Consider the following 16,937-nt stretch of genomic DNA (forward strand, 5'->3'; position numbering starts at 1 on the left):
ACCTGAACTCTACGCAGTTTCCTGCGCAGAATAGGCTGCCCCGCTGCATCTGCCCCGTGGGCCTGAAACACATTCTTCGCCAGATCGAGCCCGACCGTGATAATCTCTGACGTGACCGCTCTCCTTTGTGGATCGTTGCAGACCCACCTTGGCACAATGATGCCGTCGGGGGCGGTCACATCATCAGAGCCAGGAAACCTACATCTTATTATGAAAGATAAAACCGATGAAATTCAGCAGCAGCTGCGCCGCCAGGATTTGCGTGCTTTCGGCTGGATCGTAGGCCGGAGCGACTTCGACCAAATCAATGCCGACAACGTCTCCGCGTTTAGAAAGTCCCTGTAAAATCTCCAAGACATCATAGTATTGGAAACCACCATGGCTGGGAGTGCCGGTGCCCGGTGCAATAGAAGGGCAGAAGGCGTCGATGTCGATGGTGACGTAGTAGCGGACACCCTCTGGGATACGGTCCAGAACGCCTTGGGTGCCCAGCTTGCGCACCTGTCGGACTGACAGAATGTCCGAACCGCGCGCGCGCGCATCGTCATAGCCCTCTTTTGCGGTCGAAGATACATTGCGGATGCCCAGCTGGGTCATGCCCGAGACATAGTCTTTTTCGATCGCGCGACGCATTGGGTTGCCATGGCCGACGGTGACGCCGTGGCGTTCATCGACAAAGTCCAGGTGCGCGTCGATCTGGATCACGTGGATCGGGCCGTGTTTTTCGCAATCCTCGGCATAGGCGTTGATGCAGGGGATGTTAACCGAATGGTCGCCGCCGATTGTGACTGGGATCGCGCCCGCGTCGAGGATTTTCTTGACGCCGTATTCGATGTTGGCGTGGCTTTCCTCGGTCTTGGTGTGGATGATGTCGGCATCGCCCAGATCGACGATGCGCACGTCACTGCCCAGATAGGTGGCGTCATCCTCGTGGTCATAGGCACCTGCGTGTCCAAAACTGAACAGGGTCGATGCCTCTCGCACCGAGCGCGGACCAAAGCGTGCGCCCGAGCGGAATTGGCAGCCGAAATCGAAAGGCGCACCAAGGATCGCCACATCCGCGTCGATCTCGTCCCAGTTTTGGACATAGGGTTTCTTGCCAAATGTCGAGATGCCGACAAAAGGTAAATTCAGACGACCAGATTCATAACCATGTTCAGACATGATTTCTCCGTTTCTTAATGCATTAACGATAGGCCAGTTCCGGAAGGAACAGGGCGATTTGAGGGAAGGCGATCAGCAGGCCGCACACGATCAGCAGGATGATCAGGAATGGGGGTACACCGCGCACCACTTCGACGAAAGGCCGCCGGAAGACTGCAATAGCGGTGAACAGGTTGCAGCCGAAGGGTGGCGTCGCTGCGCCGATTGCAACCTGAAGCGTGATCAGTACCCCGACCAGAACAGGGTCCAGACCGCTAGCTTTGATCATGGGAGCGAAGATCGGAACCAGGATCAGGATCACTACAATCGAGTCCACAAACATGCAGCCGACGAAGAACGCTATGTTGATCGCTAGCAGCACCATCAGCGGACTGGCGCTCTCCAGACCCAGCGCGGCGATGATGGTTTGCGGCACCTGAGCGAAACTGAGTGTCCAGCTAAACGCAGCCCCTGCCGCAATCAAAATGAATACGACCGAGGTGATGGCTCCGGTGGACAGCGCGATGTCGAACAGGTCTTTCACCTTGATTGAGCGGAAAATCACAACTTCGAGGATGACCGCATAAAGCACACAGATTGCTGCAGCTTCGGTGGGCGAGAAGACACCACCATAGATGCCGCCGACGATGATGGCGGGGAAGCCCATCGGCCAAAGCGATCTGCGCAGTGCGGCGAACCGCTGCCCCCAACCTTCACGCGGCAATACAGGGATATCATGGCGATAGGCGTAGTGCATGCAATAGGCCGAGAACAGGACCACGATCAGCAGCCCCGGCAGGATGCCGGCGATGAACAATTGTGAGATCGAGGTGCCCGAAACAACGCCATAGATGATCATGCCGATGGAGGGTGGGATCAGATAGGCGAGGTCGGCCGCATTCACGATCAAGCCGATCGAGAAACTGTCGCTGTAGCCTGATTTCAGCATCCGGGGCCGCATCGCTCCACCGATGGCCACCACGGTCGCCTGGGTCGAGCCACAGACCGCGCCAAACAGGGCACAGGCCGAGGTGACAGAAATCGCCAGACCGCCCTTGATATGGCCCATGAAACTCATCACAAGATCGATCAATCGGTTGGCGGAATGGCCGCGTGTGATGATATCGGCCGCCAGAATGAACATCGGCACCGCGATCAGCGCTGCGGGTTTGACCCCTCCGATCATTTGTTGGATCAGGATTTGCATGTTCATGGTGGGGAAATAGACAAGGAACCCCAGCACCGCCGCCGAGATCAGCGGCATTTTCATCGGAAACCCTGCCAGCAGCAGGACGATCATGACGGCCAGCATCAACTCGGTCATTTGTCTGCCTCCGTGGAGTCTTCGAATTTCTTGATCGCGGCTGCGGTTTCCGGGTCTTCGTAGCTGTCAACTTCCAGGTACGAGACATAGACCTCTTCTTCCGCGAAATTCAGGTTGCGGATCGCGGTCAGCAGATACTGGAACGCCGCCAGCGCCAGGCCGATGACGACCCAGACATAGGTCAGATACAGCGGAAGTTGCAGCGCCGGGGTGATCCGCCCGCGTGAGGCGACTTTCTGTACATATTCCAGCGCGTACCAGGCTAGAACGGCCATGACGACAGCGGTGGTGGCGGCAATCACAACCATCAGGCCCTTGCGCATCTTGATTGGCAGGGCGTCATAGATCGCCGACATGCGAATGTGGATGCCTTTGCGGGTGGCATAGCCCAGCCCCATGAAGGTGACGATCACGATCAGGAACTCGTTCAGTTCCTCCGAGAAATAGATGGACTGGTTGAACACGTAGCGGCCAAAGACATTGGCGATGGTGTTCACGGCCATCAGGATGATTCCCCAGCCCAGGATCCAGACTTCGATCCGTCCGATGACAGCGTCGATCTTTCCCAAAAAGCCGAAGGGAGTTGCAGTGCCGCTTTGCATGATATCCTCCCCTTTTTTTTGAAGCCTCACGCGCAAGGCGCGTGAGGTAGTTTTGAGTGAGTGGATTGAGTAGGTATCAGTTGCCGGTCAGTTCGGCCTGCAGTGCATCCAGCAGTTCTTGACCGCGGGGACCGACGGCTTCGACGTAAGCCGCCGAAGTACCGGTGCTGCGCCCGCGGAAGACATCACGTTCTTCTTCGGTCAGAACGACCAGCCCGATATCAGGCTTGGCTTTCTTGATGATGTCCAGACGTTGCTGGTTGAAATCGGTGACAACGCCGTCGATGAAGCCGGTCATGTCGCCCATGGTGTCACGCACCAGTTGCTGACGGTCGGGACTGAGGGTCTCGAACCAGTCCGATCCGGCCACGACTGTGGTGACCAGCTCTTGCTCTCCGGCCCAGATCAGGTGGCTGGTGACTTCGTAGAACTTCATCTCTTCGATGGTCGGGATCGGATTGACCTGACCGTCGATAGCACCCAGTTGCAGCGCACCGAACACTTCGCCGAACGGTAGCGGAGTCGGGCTGGCGCCCATGTTGTTATAGGTTTCCACCAGAATAGGCGAAACCATCACGCGCATTTTGAAGTTGTCGAAATCTTCGGGTGTGCGGATCTCACGGTTGGTGGTCCAGACCTGCGGACCCTCGGAATACATGGTCAAAACTTCCAGACCACGCTTGCGGAAATCGTCGTTCATCGGGCCATAGATGGTTTCCGAGCTGCTGAGGATTTTAGAGATCGCTGCCGGATCGGACGGCAGTAGATAGGGCAGCAGGAAGACTTGGCTTTCCGGCACCACGGTACCCAGGTTGCCGATTGAAACATTGGTGAACTGGATGACGCCATCGGCGGCCTGTTCGACTGTTTCGGTCGGTGTGCCAAGCGTGCCCATCGGATAGACGGTGACGGTCACTTCTCCATTGGTGGCCGCCTCAATGCGCGATTTGAACTCCTGCGCATAGGCGTCCATGATCGAGCCCGGAATTTCTTCGATCGCGAATTTCCAGTCTTCTGCCAGCGCACTGAGCGGTGCGAGGCTGAGCAGGGTTGCCGCTGCCGTCGTTCGCATTTTCCGTAGAGTAAAGGTCATGCTGGGTTCCTCCCTTGATCCCTTTTGGTGTTCAGGTTGGGTCCAGCACAGCACAGAAAATTACACAAAAATATATCATGTTGCTTATGTTCACATGAAAAAAATTGATGTAATGATGAGCCTGAGAATCGCGGAAGTTGACGTCATTGAAACTGTTCAGAAATACTCTTCTCGAAACCTTTGTGACGGTCGTTGAATGCGATGGATTCACCGATGCACAATATGCATTGGGGATCACCCAATCGGCGATCAGCATCCGAATCCGTGATCTGGAAGATTCTCTTGGTTATCGGGTTTGCGAGCGGGGAAGGGGCGGGTTCCGACTGACCGAACGTGGCGAGATCGCCTATCACAAGGCACGTGAGATCTTACGCAGCGTCCGAGATTTCGATGCTGAGTTGCTGGAGTTGCGCGACGCTGTGACGGGCGATTTGCGGATTGGCATCGTCGATGCGGTTAACACGTTGACGGATTTGCATCTGACCAGATCGCTGAAACGATTTCTGAACCGTCCCAACGAAGTCAGGCTGGAAATAGTTGTCGCTTCACCGATCGAATTGACGCAAAGGTTGATCTCGGGCGATTTGCACGTAGCCATCGCTCCTTTTCGTAATCAGGTGCCGGAACTGCGCTACACCAAGCTGTGTGACGAAGAGCACCAATTGTATTGTGGGCGCGACCATCCGCTGTTTGCTGTGCCGGATACGAAAATTGGTCCGGAAGATATTGCAATGTATGAAATTTGCCAGCGATCTTACGACGTGTTCGTATCTCCCGAATTGAAACCAACCGATATGCGGGCGGTCGTTGCGAATATGGAGGCGATGGCAGTATTGATCGAAACCGGGCACTATCTGGGGGCTCTGCCGGTGCATTTCGCAACAAGTATGGAATATCACGACAAGCTTAGAGCCGTCGCACCCGACCGGCTGAACTGGACGTCGACATTCTATCTTGCGACCCGGTCTACTAGCGTACACAGGCGCTCAGTTGAACTTTTTGTCGAGGATGTGGCCACTTACTGCGGAGAAGGCAATCAGTATCACTAAACTGAAACTTATCTGGACTCTTCTGACGTCGTAATTTGATGTCTTCCTTGCTGTAGTAAGAGTACATTAGCAGAAATCGCAGCAATTGTACCAATGGGCTCACTGCCGACCTCGGAGGCAGAGCAGCATCCGCAGTGCCACAGTGGCGCACCACCTTCAGGAGCGGCCCTTTGCGAACTCTCAGCCCATTGCTCTAATGCTGCTCTGCAGCTTTTAATAGCGGATGTTCACGGCAGTAAAAGATCAGAGGACTTGCCATATGATTTCTCCCATCTCGGTGCTTGGTTCTTGCGAAACTAGCAACTGTATTTCTCAGGCGGTCTGAGCCGACCAGTTTCCAGTATAGAGCAACCCTTTGGAGAAGCTCGGATAAAACAATGCCCCCAACCCAATAGTTGGAGGCAATACAATAGCAAGAACAGGCTTTATGGGTGTTATCCACGCCAGGTGCGAACGATGCCGCAATCCATGTGTACAAAGTTGGAGCGGCTGTATTTTCCAACGCCGCCTGCCTGACACGCCGCGGCGGCACTAGCCATCTGGCTAACCGAACGTGAAGCTAGGCGCAAATCGGCAGCCTGACCTTTCATGTGCAGAGAATTCTTGGCAACACCGCGGGAGCGGGAGCGGAGCATGGCATTGGTTTGAGGGCTACGATAACCTGAAAGCAACATATAGGGCTCGTTAACGTCCAGCAGATTGTGAGTAGCGGCCATGATGTCGATGGTTCGTAGATCCATCGGTTTTATCTGATCAGTTCGCCAGTCGCGCATAAAGTGATTTATCTCGGCAACAGCGTCTTTGACATAGTCACCATCCACCCAATAAATCATATCAAGGCGTTCGCCGGTGCGGCCGGAATACATGCGCACGCGCCGTATGTCGCCCCCACCACGAAGAAAGCCCGCTGCGTTGGAAAAAGTTGGTGCTGCTGATACTAATGTTGCTGCGAATGCACCTAGTAATGCGCGTCGCGACAAGCCCGTCGAGCTCAATTCTGTCATTTACTGCGTCGTCCCGTACTTATTCCTGCCCGCGCACGATGTTACGCGCGCTTTTGTCAGTTTTTGTTACCATCCCCAGGTGCCAGATGTATGCCACAGCCGGATTCGCGAGCCAAGAATTGATTGGTTTTGGGGCAAGTAAGGGGGAATTTTCGGCAAGATTTTGCGCAATTGACGCGTAACGCCTATTTTATTACTGAGATTTCGGACTAAGTGCAGGCCGGGCAGGGCGATGCAATCCAGCATCAACTGATATTTCATGACGTCGTTTTTCACATTTGTGAATGGACATTTGCCTTCAGTTTTTAAGAAACTCGATTGGCTAACCGCAGCAGAAACGTATTTCAATGACCAAGACGAGACACATGACCCACCCCATTCGGCAACGATCCGCCTATGTCATTGCAACCGTGATCGCCATATCTGGAGTGTCACTGCTAGGGGGAGTTCCTGCGCAGGCACAATCGTTTGCATTCAAGCAAGCAGTGGCCGAATCCGTCGGATCACAGGGTGGAGTTGGAGCGTTTTACCGCGAAAACGACTATCAACCGATCTGGACCGGCGAAGATGCCTCCTCCCAAGCTAGGCGCGTTGCGTTGATTCAGGCATTGAGCCGGGCAGAAACGCATGGGTTGCCAGTTGATCGATATCGGGTAGACGAGACTATCCGAAAAATGCGCGAGGCCAAATCGTCACGCGACATAGGATTGGTCGAAGCGGAATTGACGCGTACATTCGTTACTTACGCACGGGACGTTCAGTCCGGCCTTCTGAAACCATCTTCGATTGATCCCGGTATAGCCCGTTCAGTTCCGCGGCGACCGGCGACCGATTTTTTGAACGAAGTGCTGACTGCGAATCCGGAAACATATTTCACCACACTCGCGCCCCACTCGTTTCAGTATCTCACATTGCTAAAACACAAAATTTACCTCGAAGATCAGCTTTTGGCAGGCGGTTGGGGGGCAACCGTTCCCGTTCAGAAGGTGGAATTGGGTGATACAGGTACGACAGTCATCGCGTTGCGCAACCGTCTAGTCGCCATGGGATACATGAAGCCCAGCGCAAGCCCCAGCTATGACAACAGGCTTCGGTCAGCGGTGATGAAGTTCCAGGCTGCGCACGGGTTGGAACAGGATGGCGTTGCCGGGCCAGGCACTATTGCCGAGATAAACGTTTCCGTGGCGGATCGGTTGAAATCCGTGATAGTTGCGCTTGAACGCGAGCGATGGTTGCCGCGCGATCGGGGGGACCGGCACATTCTGGTGAACCAGACCGATTTTTCCGCCAAAATCGTGGATGATGGCCGAGTGACCTTTGAAACGCGGGCCGTTATAGGCAAAAACACTCATGATCGCCGCAGTCCCGAGTTTTCGGATCAGATGGAACATATGGTCATCAATCCAAGCTGGCATGTTCCCCGTTCCATCGCGACCAAAGAGTATCTACCACAACTGCGCGCTAATCCGAACGCAGCAGGGCACTTGGAAATCACCGATTCACGGGGGCGGCGGGTTGATCGAGAGGCCGTCGACTTCAGTCAGTTTTCCTCTGGGAGCTTTCCGTTTGCAATGCGCCAGCCACCCGGTAAAGGAAATGCACTGGGGTTGGTGAAGTTCATGTTCCCCAACAAGCACAACATCTATTTGCATGACACACCGCAGAAAAGCTTGTTTTCGCGGGAAATTCGGGCGTTTTCTCATGGGTGCATTCGGTTGGCGGACCCATTCGGATTCGCATATGCGCTGCTGTCTCTTCAGGAAAAAGACCCCAGAGACTATTTCCATAGGGTTCTTAGAACCGGCCGCGAGACCACTGTTCCACTGGACAAACCGGTTCCGGTCCACCTGATCTATCGTACGGCCTATGTCGGCACGAAGGGCGAGGTCCAATATCGCCGCGATGTTTATGATCGCGATAAAAAGGTCTGGGACGCATTAAGCAATGCGGGGGTGGTCCTGCCAGCGGTTCAGGGGTAAGGACGGGGGCGCACAGACCTTTTACCGGAGCCGCAAATGCAATTCACTGTCAAACAGATCGCAACGGCCCTCGGTGTCGAGGCTGAGGGGAATACTGACCTCACGATTTTGCGCGCTGCTGAGCCGGCTGAAGCGGGACCGACCGATCTGGCGCTGGCGATGTCGTCGAAATACGCTGATGCCCTGGGGCAGGGTGGTGCGCGAGTGGCGATCCTGTGGCCCGGGGCCGATTGGAAATCCCTAGGGCTTGATGCAGCCATTTTTGCGCCGCGACCGCGTATGGCAATGGCCGGTGTAACGGCAATGATGGATCGGGGACAGGGCGTTCAGCCTGGAATTCACCTGTCTGCCGTCGTCGATCCAACCGCTGAAATCGGACATGATGTGTCGATCGGGCCATTTAGTGTTATCGGACCCCGTGTGCGCATTGGCGCTGGATCGGTGATTGGCCCGCACTGTACGATCGGAATGGATGCTACATTGGGCAAAGATGCGTTGTTGCGGGAAATGGTCAGCATCGGTGCCCGAGCCGTGATCGGCGACCGGTTCATTGCGCAACCTGGTGCACGGATCGGTGGCGACGGGTTCAGTTTTGTCACTCCTGAAGTGTCAGGCGTCGAAAATGTCCGTAAAACCATGGCCGATCAGGGAGACGCAAAGGCGCAGGGTTGGCTGCGCATTCATTCTCTGGGCGCAGTTGAGATCGGAGATGATGTTGAGGTGGGGGCCAATAGTACGATCGACAACGGAACCATTCGGAATACGCGAATAGGAAACGGTTCCAAGTTGGACAATCTTGTTCACGTCGGGCACAATACGCGGGTCGGAAACGACTGCCTGTTGTGCGGGCAAACTGGTGTTTCCGGTTCGGTCGAGATTGGTAACAACGTCGTTCTTGGCGGTCAGACCGGTGTTGTCGACAACATTTTTATTGGAGACCGGGTGATCTCGGGTGGGGGGACTAAAATTCTGTCGAACGTTCCCGCAGGCCGCGTGATTATGGGTTATCCTGGCATCAAAATGGAAGCACATACCGAGATTTATAAAGCGCAGCGCAGGTTGCCTCGCATGGCCCGTGACGTTGAGGCACTGAAAAAGGCGGTTTTCAAACAGCCTGAGAGCGATTAAATCACCCGCAAAGCGACAATCAGGGGATTGATATGAGCATCAGCAACCGCGTCATCGCGATCATTGCAGAGCAGGCCGTGCTGGAGCCATCGGATGTGTCGCCCGAGAGCACCCTTGAAGATTTGGGCATCGACAGCCTTGGATTGGTTGAAAGCATTTTTGCCATCGAGGAAGAGTTCGACATTTCGATCCCGTTTAATGCAAACGAACCGACGGCCGGCGATTTTGATATCTCGAATGTCGCTGCAATCATTTCGGGCATCGAAAAACTGATCGCGGAAAAGGTCTAGCGACGGTTATGAAGCGCGTCGTCATTACCGGGGCTGGCACTATCAATTCATTGGGGCACTCGGTCTCTGAAACTCTCGAGGCCATGCGCGAAGGGCGCTGCGGCATCGGGGAGTTGGATTTTCGCGACGTAGATCGTCTGGCGATCAAGATCGGTGGTCAGGTGCGCGGATTTGATACCGAAGGCCGGTTCAACCGACAGCAAATGACGCTATATGACCGTTTCACTCAATTTACTCTGACCGCGGCGAAAGAGGCCATCGAACAATCTGGGATCGAATTCCATGGCGACACCGCCCATCGGTCCGGTGTCGTATTGGGAACTGCAGGTGGTGGTGTGTCCACTTGGGACGACAACTACCGCTCAGTCTATGAAGACGGAAAGAATCGCGTACATCCGTTTGTTGTGCCAAAGCTTATGAACAATGCCGCTGCCAGCCACGTGTCCATGGAATACAACATCAAGGGGCCGAGTTTCACCGTGTCGACAGCCTGCGCATCGTCCAATCATGCAATGGCGTTGGCGTTTCAGATGGTACGCAGCGGTGCCGCACCGGCCATGGTGACCGGTGGATCTGAATCAATGCTGTGCTTTGGGGGGGTAAAGGCTTGGGAGGGCTTGCGCGTCATGTCCAAGGATGCCTGCCGTCCGTTCAGTGCGAACCGGAACGGAATGGTGCAAGGCGAAGGGGCCGGCATATTTGTTTTCGAAGACTACGACCGCGCAAAAGCACGAGGGGCCGAAGTTCTGGCAGAGGTGATTGGTTTTGCAATGTCGTCAGACGCCGCAGATATCGTCATGCCCAGCAAGCACGGGGCAGCGCGGGCTATGGCTGGGGCGTTGGCAGATGCCCGTATTAACGCAAGCGACGTTGGATATATCAACGCGCACGGTACCGGAACCGCCGCAAACGATAAAACCGAATGTGCCGCAGTGGCAGACGTTTTTGGTCGTCAGGCGGACAGTTTGATGATTTCGTCAACCAAATCCATGCATGGACACCTGATCGGGGGTACGGGGGCGGTGGAGCTTTTGGCCTGCATCATGGCGCTGCGCGACGGGATCATAGCGCCAACAATCGGGTACGAGGAACCTGACCCGGAATGCGCTTTGGATGTGGTTCCAAACGTGGCGCGCGAAGCAAAGGTCGACGTGGCCCTTTCCAACGCGTTTGCCTTTGGCGGGATGAACGCGGTACTGGCGCTACGCAAAGTCTGAAAAATGGCCACCGAAAACTTTGTTCGGTGACCATTCCAGAAACATATCCGATCTTAGTTCGGAACAACTTCGACGGCGTCAAAGCCCGCCGTGAAGCCGTTAAGCGACAAGTCCAGCGAAATAACTTGATCGGGTGCTGGGGCAGGGACCAATGAAATCGTAGCCTTGGATCCCTTTTTCATTGCGTCGATATCCGCTTGGGTCAAGCCAATCCTGGCGATGCACCCCACCGGGCTGCAAAAGGAGTATTCGTACCGCTTGCCCGGCGCCCCATCAATCGAGATAGTCACTTGGGCGGTCAAAAGGGTTTCAAGTGGAACCACCACGGTAGCGCCCGCAACGGCAACCTGGCCTTCGGGCAGGCGGAACAGGGACACCTCTGCCATCGGGCTGCCTTGTGGTCCATTTAGGATTTGCAGAAGCGAACAGGGGTCTTTTTCGGCTTGGGTCTTGATGCAGGCCATGTCCCAGTCGCCGAACTTTTCAGTTGGATATCGCTGACCCAATTGCGGCTCGGTATTAACCGGCTGGCCAAGGTCAAGCGACTCATTTCCTGTCTGTTCACTAGTACTCTCTGAAGCGGAGCTGGTGTCTTGCGCAGTGGCAATACCCGCCCACATGGCGATTGCGATAGCCGCCAGTGGCGTTAGCGTTTTGATCATGAATGCCTCACTATATTTAGTTACGGTTTTGGCCATCCCTATCACGCCCATTGCGCGGTGTCAGTGGGAATTGGAAGATCTGAACGTATACTGGTCAGGAAACCGCCGGGAGCATGATCTGAATGCATTCGGGCCAAAAAAAGGGAGCCGATATTTGGGCTCCCTTTTCCAATTTGTCTCCCCGCCGGACTGGCCGACTTAGTTATGTCGCAGACGTTACGAGAGCGGGGGCCACGGGTCAACAGGTAACCCAACATTTTTTTGGACGCAAATAAGCGCGTGAAATCAGGGGAATACTTGTCATGTTCAAGAAAAGAGCCGTGCCCGAGGGCACGACCAGTCAACAGGGAGGAAAACCGCCGCCACATCCGACGTGGACCGGCGACGAAAAAACTATCGCAGTCAAAGGTTAACTTTGTATGCTGACGCTGTATTGGCACAGGATTGAGGCATAAGTCGAATGAGTGAAACGATTTTTCTGGGCGGAGCAGGAAAAAACTATGAGCTGCCGCAAGAATTGTCATTGAAATACGCCAATCGCCACGGCCTGATCGCCGGGGCGACAGGAACCGGAAAAACAGTGACGTTACAGATCCTTGCCGAGGGTTTTTCTGCAGCTGGCGTGCCTGTCTTTCTGACAGATGTGAAGGGTGATCTTTCGGGACTGGCAAAGGCAGGGTCACAGGATCACCAATTACATCACGCATTCACGGAACGGGCCGAGCGCATCGGTTACGGCGGCTTCGCCTATGAGGCTTGCCCCGTTACGTTCTGGGATCTTTTCGGCGAACAGGGACATCCAGTCCGAACCACTGTGACTGAAATGGGCCCTCTCCTGCTATCCAGATTAATGGAGCTGACCGAAGCGCAGGAAGGTATCCTGAACATCGCGTTTCGCTTGGCCGACGAAGAGGGCATGCCGTTGCTCGATCTGAAAGACCTGCAAGCTTTGCTTGTGTGGATCGGCGAAAACCGGTCGGAGCTTTCCTTGCGATACGGCAACATCTCTCCAGCTTCTGTTGGCGCCATTCAGCGTCGGATTCTCGTTCTCGACAATCAGGGCGGTACAAGGCTGTTTGGAGAGCCGGCACTTCAACTCGCCGACTTGATGAGAACCCATTCAACCGGAAAAGGTGTGGTCAACGTCCTCGCCTCGGACAAGCTGATGGCGGCGCCCCGGCTTTACACGACGTTCTTGTTATGGCTTTTGAGTGAACTGTTTGAAGAGTTGCCCGAGGTGGGTGACCCGGAAAAACCGAAACTTGTTTTTTTCTTCGACGAAGTACATCTGCTGTTTGACGATGCGCCAAAAGTGCTCGTGGACAAGGTCGAACAGGTCGCACGCCTGATCCGGTCCAAGGGCGTCGGTGTGTACTTCGTCAGCCAGAATCCGGCCGACATTCCCGAAGATATCCTTGGTCAGCTTGGAAACCGCGTCCAACACGCATTACGGGCATTTACGGCCAAAGACCGAAAAAACCTTCGCATGGCTGCAGAAACCTATCGAGAAAACCCCACCTTCGAAACGGAAACAGCCATTCGAGAAGTTGGTGTCGGCGAGGCGGTTACATCGATGCTTCAGAAAAGGGGCGTGCCGGGAATGGTCGAACGCACGCTGATCCGACCTCCTGGGTCTCAACTGGGGCCTATCAACGGCAAGGAGCGAGCCGAGATTATGGCGACCTCTGATATGGCGGGAAAATACGACACTTTGATCGACCGAAATTCTGCCTATGAAATGTTAGCCAAACGCTCGAAAATCGCCGCTAAAGAAGCTGAACAGGCAGAAACCGAAGCCGAGACAGAAAATGCCACCGCCCGTGAGTTTTCCGCAGCGCGACGTTATTCCGGAAAACGAGTCAGCCGGTCGTCGGCTCGGATTCAAACACCTCGGAGAAAGGACACCTTTACCTCGGCCCTGACCGAAGCGGTGATCAAAGAGATGAAAGGCACGACGGGCCGCCGGATAGTTCGTGGAATTTTGGGAAGTCTGTTCAAAGGTCGGTGACCGAAGGAAAAGGCGGTGGTCGGGTCACACCGCCTTTTCATAATCAGCATATTGCGACTAACCTTTGAGACGGCGGTTGCCCTCGGCAATGCAATAGTTGTCGGCCTCTTGGATAGACATGCCAGCGGGTGCATCGATCGCACGGTCCCAGAGTACTTGGTTATGTTTGTAGAGTTGGCAGGTAACAACACCCTTGGATGTGGTGACCTTGACCGGGTCGGATTCGTGCGCACGCGGATCGATGGAACAGGCGGTCAAGATCAGTGAAATCGCTGAGATTGCGATTGTCGAGCGGACAGGTTTCATTTCGTTCCTTATCATTTGGACTTCAGATCCTCTCCGATAGGATCCAGGGTGGGTCTTTTGTGAGGCAATTTTGCGAACGGCTCGTGAAATCATGCCAAAGCCGTTCCCTAAAATTAGTGTTCCGGGATCAGCCCCCTTGGGCTGAACCTGAGAACCAGTAGCAGGATAACCCCCATTGTCAGCAGCCGCATATGTGCCGCGCTGTCGATAAGGTGTTCTCTCAGACCACTGCCTTCAGGCAGACCGGACGTGATAACCTGCATGACCCATAGGCCAATCGGTTCGACCTGCACCCAAAGGAACCAGATCAGCATGGCGCCAAGAACCGCGCCAAAATTGTTGCCCGATCCACCCACGATCACCATCACCCAGATCAGGAAAGTAAAGCGAAGCGGCTGATAGGTGCCAGGTGTCAACTGCCCGTCAAGCGTTGTCATCATCGCGCCGGCAATACCGCAGATTGCCGAACCCAGAACAAAAATTTGCAAGTGGCGACGGGTGACGGCCTTGCCCATCGCTTCGGCGGCGACCTCGTTATCGCGAATGGCGCGCATCATCCGGCCCCACGGGCTTTTGAGGGCCATTTGGGCCATCCACAGAAGAACCAGCAAAACGCCAAGAAACAAGAGGGAATAGCCCAGTTTGACGTAGAGCGTCGATGCGGTCACCGGATCAAGCCCAAACCCCACCGCTTGTTCAACAAATCCCGGATCATTTTGAAGATCGATCTCATACGGGACCGGGCGCGGAAGACCGATCACATTCTTTACGCCGCGAGCGAGCCAGTCTTCGTTTTTGAGGACGGCGATGATGATTTCCGCAATACCAAGCGTGGCAATCGCCAGATAGTCGGACCGCAAGCCCAGCGCGGTCTTGCCAATCAGCCAGGCTGCGCCTGCCGCTAGCAGCCCGCCCGCTGGCCAAGCCAGCAATACTGGAAGGCTGAGGCCGCCGATATTGCCCGCCGCAGCCGGATTTATTGCTTCGACTGCGGCGACGTTAGGATCAAATACGGCCCGGTAGGCAATGAAGCCTATCACAAGAATAGCGACAACGGTCAGGGAACGTGCCTTGCCCTTTGGCATTTTTCTAGTGATGAATACGCCCGCGGCAACGGTTAGCGCGCCCAGAATCAACGCAAGAACTATCCCGGCTCCGCCTGCGCTCCATGCGCCCGGTGTCGGGTCAGTTGAAATCAGGACAACCGCAAGTCCGCCGAGTGCGACAAATCCCATGATACCAACATTGAAGAGGCCGGCAAAACCCCATTGCAGGTTCACTCCGATCGCCATGATAGCGGAGATCAGACCCATGTTCAGGATCAGCACCGCTGAGTTCCAGCTTTGCATCACGCCGGTCAATAGAATCAACCCTGCAACCAGAAAGAAAAAAAGAGTGTTTTTTACGGGTTCGCTCATACCGCTTTCCCCTTGAACAGCCCGGTAGGTTTGAACAACAGCACGATCAGCAGGATCACGAAACTGACTGCGAATTTGTAGTCGGTCGACAAAAGCTGAACGAGTCCCGAAGGCTCAAGCCCTTCTGGGGTGAGATAGGACAGCACTTTCTTCCATGCATAAGTGATCGTCACCTCGGAAAATGCGATGATAAATCCGCCCGCGATCGCGCCCAGAGGGTTGCCCAAGCCTCCGACAATAGCCGAGGCGAAGATTGGCAAAAGCAGTTGGAAGTACACGAAAGGCTTGAAACTTTTGTCGAGGCCATAAAGAACACCGGCGGTCGTGGCCAAAGCAGCAACGATCAGCCACGTATACATGACCACACGCTCGGGGTTGATCCCGGACAACAAGGCCAGATCCTCGTTGTCTGAATAGGCGCGCATGGACTTGCCGGTACGTGTCTTGTTCAAAAACCAGAACAGCAGAACGACCGCAATCACGGCGACCACTACCGTGATGCCCTGAGTTGTCCTGATGGCCAGACCTTCGTTGAGGCCGGTCAATTGCTTGAAGTCCCGAGCTGAAATCAGAAACCTTTCGCCGTCCAGGAAATTCTGGTCGTTTGGTCCGATGATGAACCGGACGAGACCGTTCATGATGAACATGACGCCCATCGACACGATCACGAGGATCACTGGCTTGGCCTTTTGTTCACGGTAGAACTGATAGACCAGTTTGTCCGTGATCAGCAAAAGCACCATGCATCCGAGAATGGCAACGGGTAGGGCCAGCAGAGCGGTGGGCAACGGTCCTAAGGCGACGCCGATGCTTTGCAACCACCACGTCACGAGCACGGCAATCATCGTGCCGAACGCCATTGTGTCTCCATGGGCGAAGTTGGAAAACCGCAGGATTCCGTAGATCAGAGTGACCCCAAGCGCCCCAAGCGCCAACTGGCTGCCGTAGGCTACCGCAGGCACGATGACAAAGTTTGAAAGCGCAACGAGCGCGTTGAGTAGATCCATTGGTCCTTCTCACAGTCTGGGTGCGGTTTTATGGCACGGCAATTAGGGGACGTACAACAGCTTGTCCCCTCTTTTTCAACGTAATTCTCATGCACTCAGACTGGAGTGGGTAGGAATTATCCGAAAGGATCCTCACACTGGCCCTGATCCTGATTTGCATGGGGACCATTTACCGTCAGATCAAAGGTCAGGCTGTCAAAATTGACGACAAAAGTGACGACGTCCTTGCCCATGATATGTAGAAATGTCAGCGAATTGAGGCCCGAGTGAATTGTAGCTTCGCCCTGGATTTCCTCGGTAATGATGAAACCCTGCTTTGACTCTCCGGACCTAGCGAGCGTCACTGCGCCACCGGTTCGATCCGAAACGCAATTGACAACGAAATCCGCTCCACCAAGAGAGTCGCTTAGGGCAAATCCATAGTTTGGAAACAGAATCGAAGCAGCTAACAGGGGTAGGTATTTCATAACTCGCCTTTCATCGCTTGAAGATGTCGCCAAAACCCGAACTGACCCTGGCTGCATCTGAAACCTGATTTTCGCCTTGGCACTGGCAACCAATCTAAAGTGACGTAGGAAGGAAATGTGACCGAAAAGTGGTAAACGTGACGTGGTCACGAACGCTTTATTCGATGTGAAAAAACAGGGTAACTGATTAAAATCTAATGTTTTCCTGTCGCTCCTCGCAACAGGAAAACAATCCGTGGG

At 54.6% G+C, this 16,937-nt stretch carries 16 protein-coding genes; 6 read left to right on the plus strand and 10 right to left on the minus strand.

Going from position 1 to position 16,937, the window contains the following annotated elements; translation table 11 throughout:
* Window positions 1-198: 198 nt before the first annotated feature.
* From speB to AC2FLX_RS17735, 4 genes are all read right to left on the minus strand, one after another.
* The gene (speB, locus tag AC2FLX_RS17720) at window positions 199-1,164 is read right to left on the minus strand and encodes an agmatinase (RefSeq protein ID WP_496747470.1); all 966 of its coding nucleotides are present in this window, start codon (window positions 1,162-1,164) and stop codon (window positions 199-201) included.
* Window positions 1,165-1,186: 22 nt separating this feature from the next.
* Window positions 1,187-2,467 (minus strand): TRAP transporter large permease, encoded by a 1,281-nt coding sequence (locus AC2FLX_RS17725; RefSeq protein ID WP_496811391.1) that lies wholly within the window; start codon window positions 2,465-2,467, stop codon window positions 1,187-1,189.
* Window positions 2,464-3,069 carry a TRAP transporter small permease gene (locus tag AC2FLX_RS17730; protein ID WP_480751451.1) on the minus strand — a complete coding sequence of 202 codons (606 nt, stop codon included), beginning with the start codon at window positions 3,067-3,069 and terminating at the stop codon, window positions 2,464-2,466. Before AC2FLX_RS17730 ends, AC2FLX_RS17725 begins: the two co-directional genes overlap by 4 nt.
* Window positions 3,070-3,145: 76 nt before the next feature.
* Window positions 3,146-4,162, minus strand: coding sequence for a TRAP transporter substrate-binding protein (locus AC2FLX_RS17735; protein ID WP_496747466.1), 1,017 nt, complete (start codon window positions 4,160-4,162; stop codon window positions 3,146-3,148).
* Window positions 4,163-4,308: 146 nt separating this feature from the next.
* On the opposite strand from AC2FLX_RS17735, the gene AC2FLX_RS17740 reads away from it, so the two are divergent.
* Window positions 4,309-5,211, plus strand: coding sequence for a LysR family transcriptional regulator (locus AC2FLX_RS17740; RefSeq protein ID WP_480751449.1), 903 nt, complete (start codon window positions 4,309-4,311; stop codon window positions 5,209-5,211).
* Window positions 5,212-5,645: 434 nt separating this feature from the next.
* On the opposite strand, the gene mepK is transcribed toward AC2FLX_RS17740, so the two are convergent.
* Window positions 5,646-6,215 (minus strand): peptidoglycan L,D-endopeptidase MepK, encoded by a 570-nt coding sequence (mepK, locus tag AC2FLX_RS17745; protein WP_496811390.1) that lies wholly within the window; start codon window positions 6,213-6,215, stop codon window positions 5,646-5,648.
* 365 nt (window positions 6,216-6,580) lie between these two features.
* Between mepK and AC2FLX_RS17750 the strand changes: the two genes are divergently transcribed.
* From AC2FLX_RS17750 to AC2FLX_RS17765, 4 genes are read left to right on the plus strand one after another with little or no spacing between them, the layout of a single operon-like run.
* Entirely contained in the window at window positions 6,581-8,194 is a 1,614-nt protein-coding gene (locus tag AC2FLX_RS17750) for a L,D-transpeptidase family protein (RefSeq protein ID WP_496811389.1), read from the plus strand.
* A gap of 36 nt (window positions 8,195-8,230) precedes the next feature.
* On the plus strand, window positions 8,231-9,322 hold the full coding sequence (locus AC2FLX_RS17755) for a UDP-3-O-(3-hydroxymyristoyl)glucosamine N-acyltransferase (RefSeq protein WP_496811388.1): 1,092 nt from the start codon (window positions 8,231-8,233) through the stop codon (window positions 9,320-9,322).
* A 32-nt stretch (window positions 9,323-9,354) separates the two neighbouring features.
* Window positions 9,355-9,612, plus strand: a complete 258-nt coding sequence (locus tag AC2FLX_RS17760) for an acyl carrier protein (RefSeq protein ID WP_480751443.1) — start codon at window positions 9,355-9,357, stop codon at window positions 9,610-9,612.
* An 8-nt stretch (window positions 9,613-9,620) separates the two neighbouring features.
* Entirely contained in the window at window positions 9,621-10,829 is a 1,209-nt protein-coding gene (locus tag AC2FLX_RS17765) for a beta-ketoacyl-[acyl-carrier-protein] synthase family protein (protein WP_496811387.1), read from the plus strand.
* A 53-nt stretch (window positions 10,830-10,882) separates the two neighbouring features.
* On the opposite strand, the gene AC2FLX_RS17770 is transcribed toward AC2FLX_RS17765, so the two are convergent.
* Window positions 10,883-11,491, minus strand: coding sequence for an invasion associated locus B family protein (locus tag AC2FLX_RS17770; protein WP_496811386.1), 609 nt, complete (start codon window positions 11,489-11,491; stop codon window positions 10,883-10,885).
* A gap of 460 nt (window positions 11,492-11,951) precedes the next feature.
* Between AC2FLX_RS17770 and AC2FLX_RS17775 the strand changes: the two genes are divergently transcribed.
* On the plus strand, window positions 11,952-13,499 hold the full coding sequence (locus tag AC2FLX_RS17775) for a helicase HerA-like domain-containing protein (protein WP_496875488.1): 1,548 nt from the start codon (window positions 11,952-11,954) through the stop codon (window positions 13,497-13,499).
* A gap of 57 nt (window positions 13,500-13,556) precedes the next feature.
* On the opposite strand, the gene AC2FLX_RS17780 is transcribed toward AC2FLX_RS17775, so the two are convergent.
* The 4 genes from AC2FLX_RS17780 to AC2FLX_RS17795 all read right to left on the minus strand — a co-directional run bounded on the left by AC2FLX_RS17780 (window position 13,557) and on the right by AC2FLX_RS17795 (window position 16,697).
* Window positions 13,557-13,820, minus strand: a complete 264-nt coding sequence (locus tag AC2FLX_RS17780) for a hypothetical protein (RefSeq protein ID WP_496810414.1) — start codon at window positions 13,818-13,820, stop codon at window positions 13,557-13,559.
* Window positions 13,821-13,918: 98 nt separating this feature from the next.
* Complete coding sequence (locus AC2FLX_RS17785) at window positions 13,919-15,223, minus strand: branched-chain amino acid ABC transporter permease (RefSeq protein ID WP_480751438.1); 1,305 nt, start codon at window positions 15,221-15,223, stop codon at window positions 13,919-13,921.
* The gene (locus AC2FLX_RS17790) at window positions 15,220-16,230 is read right to left on the minus strand and encodes a branched-chain amino acid ABC transporter permease (protein WP_480751437.1); all 1,011 of its coding nucleotides are present in this window, start codon (window positions 16,228-16,230) and stop codon (window positions 15,220-15,222) included. The genes AC2FLX_RS17785 and AC2FLX_RS17790 overlap by 4 nt, the downstream gene beginning before the upstream one ends.
* A gap of 116 nt (window positions 16,231-16,346) precedes the next feature.
* Window positions 16,347-16,697, minus strand: coding sequence for a hypothetical protein (locus tag AC2FLX_RS17795; RefSeq protein WP_480751435.1), 351 nt, complete (start codon window positions 16,695-16,697; stop codon window positions 16,347-16,349).
* Between the last annotated feature and the right edge of the window lie 240 nt (window positions 16,698-16,937).

The sequence above is a fragment of the Ruegeria sp. YKSF57 genome (genome assembly GCF_059612585.1).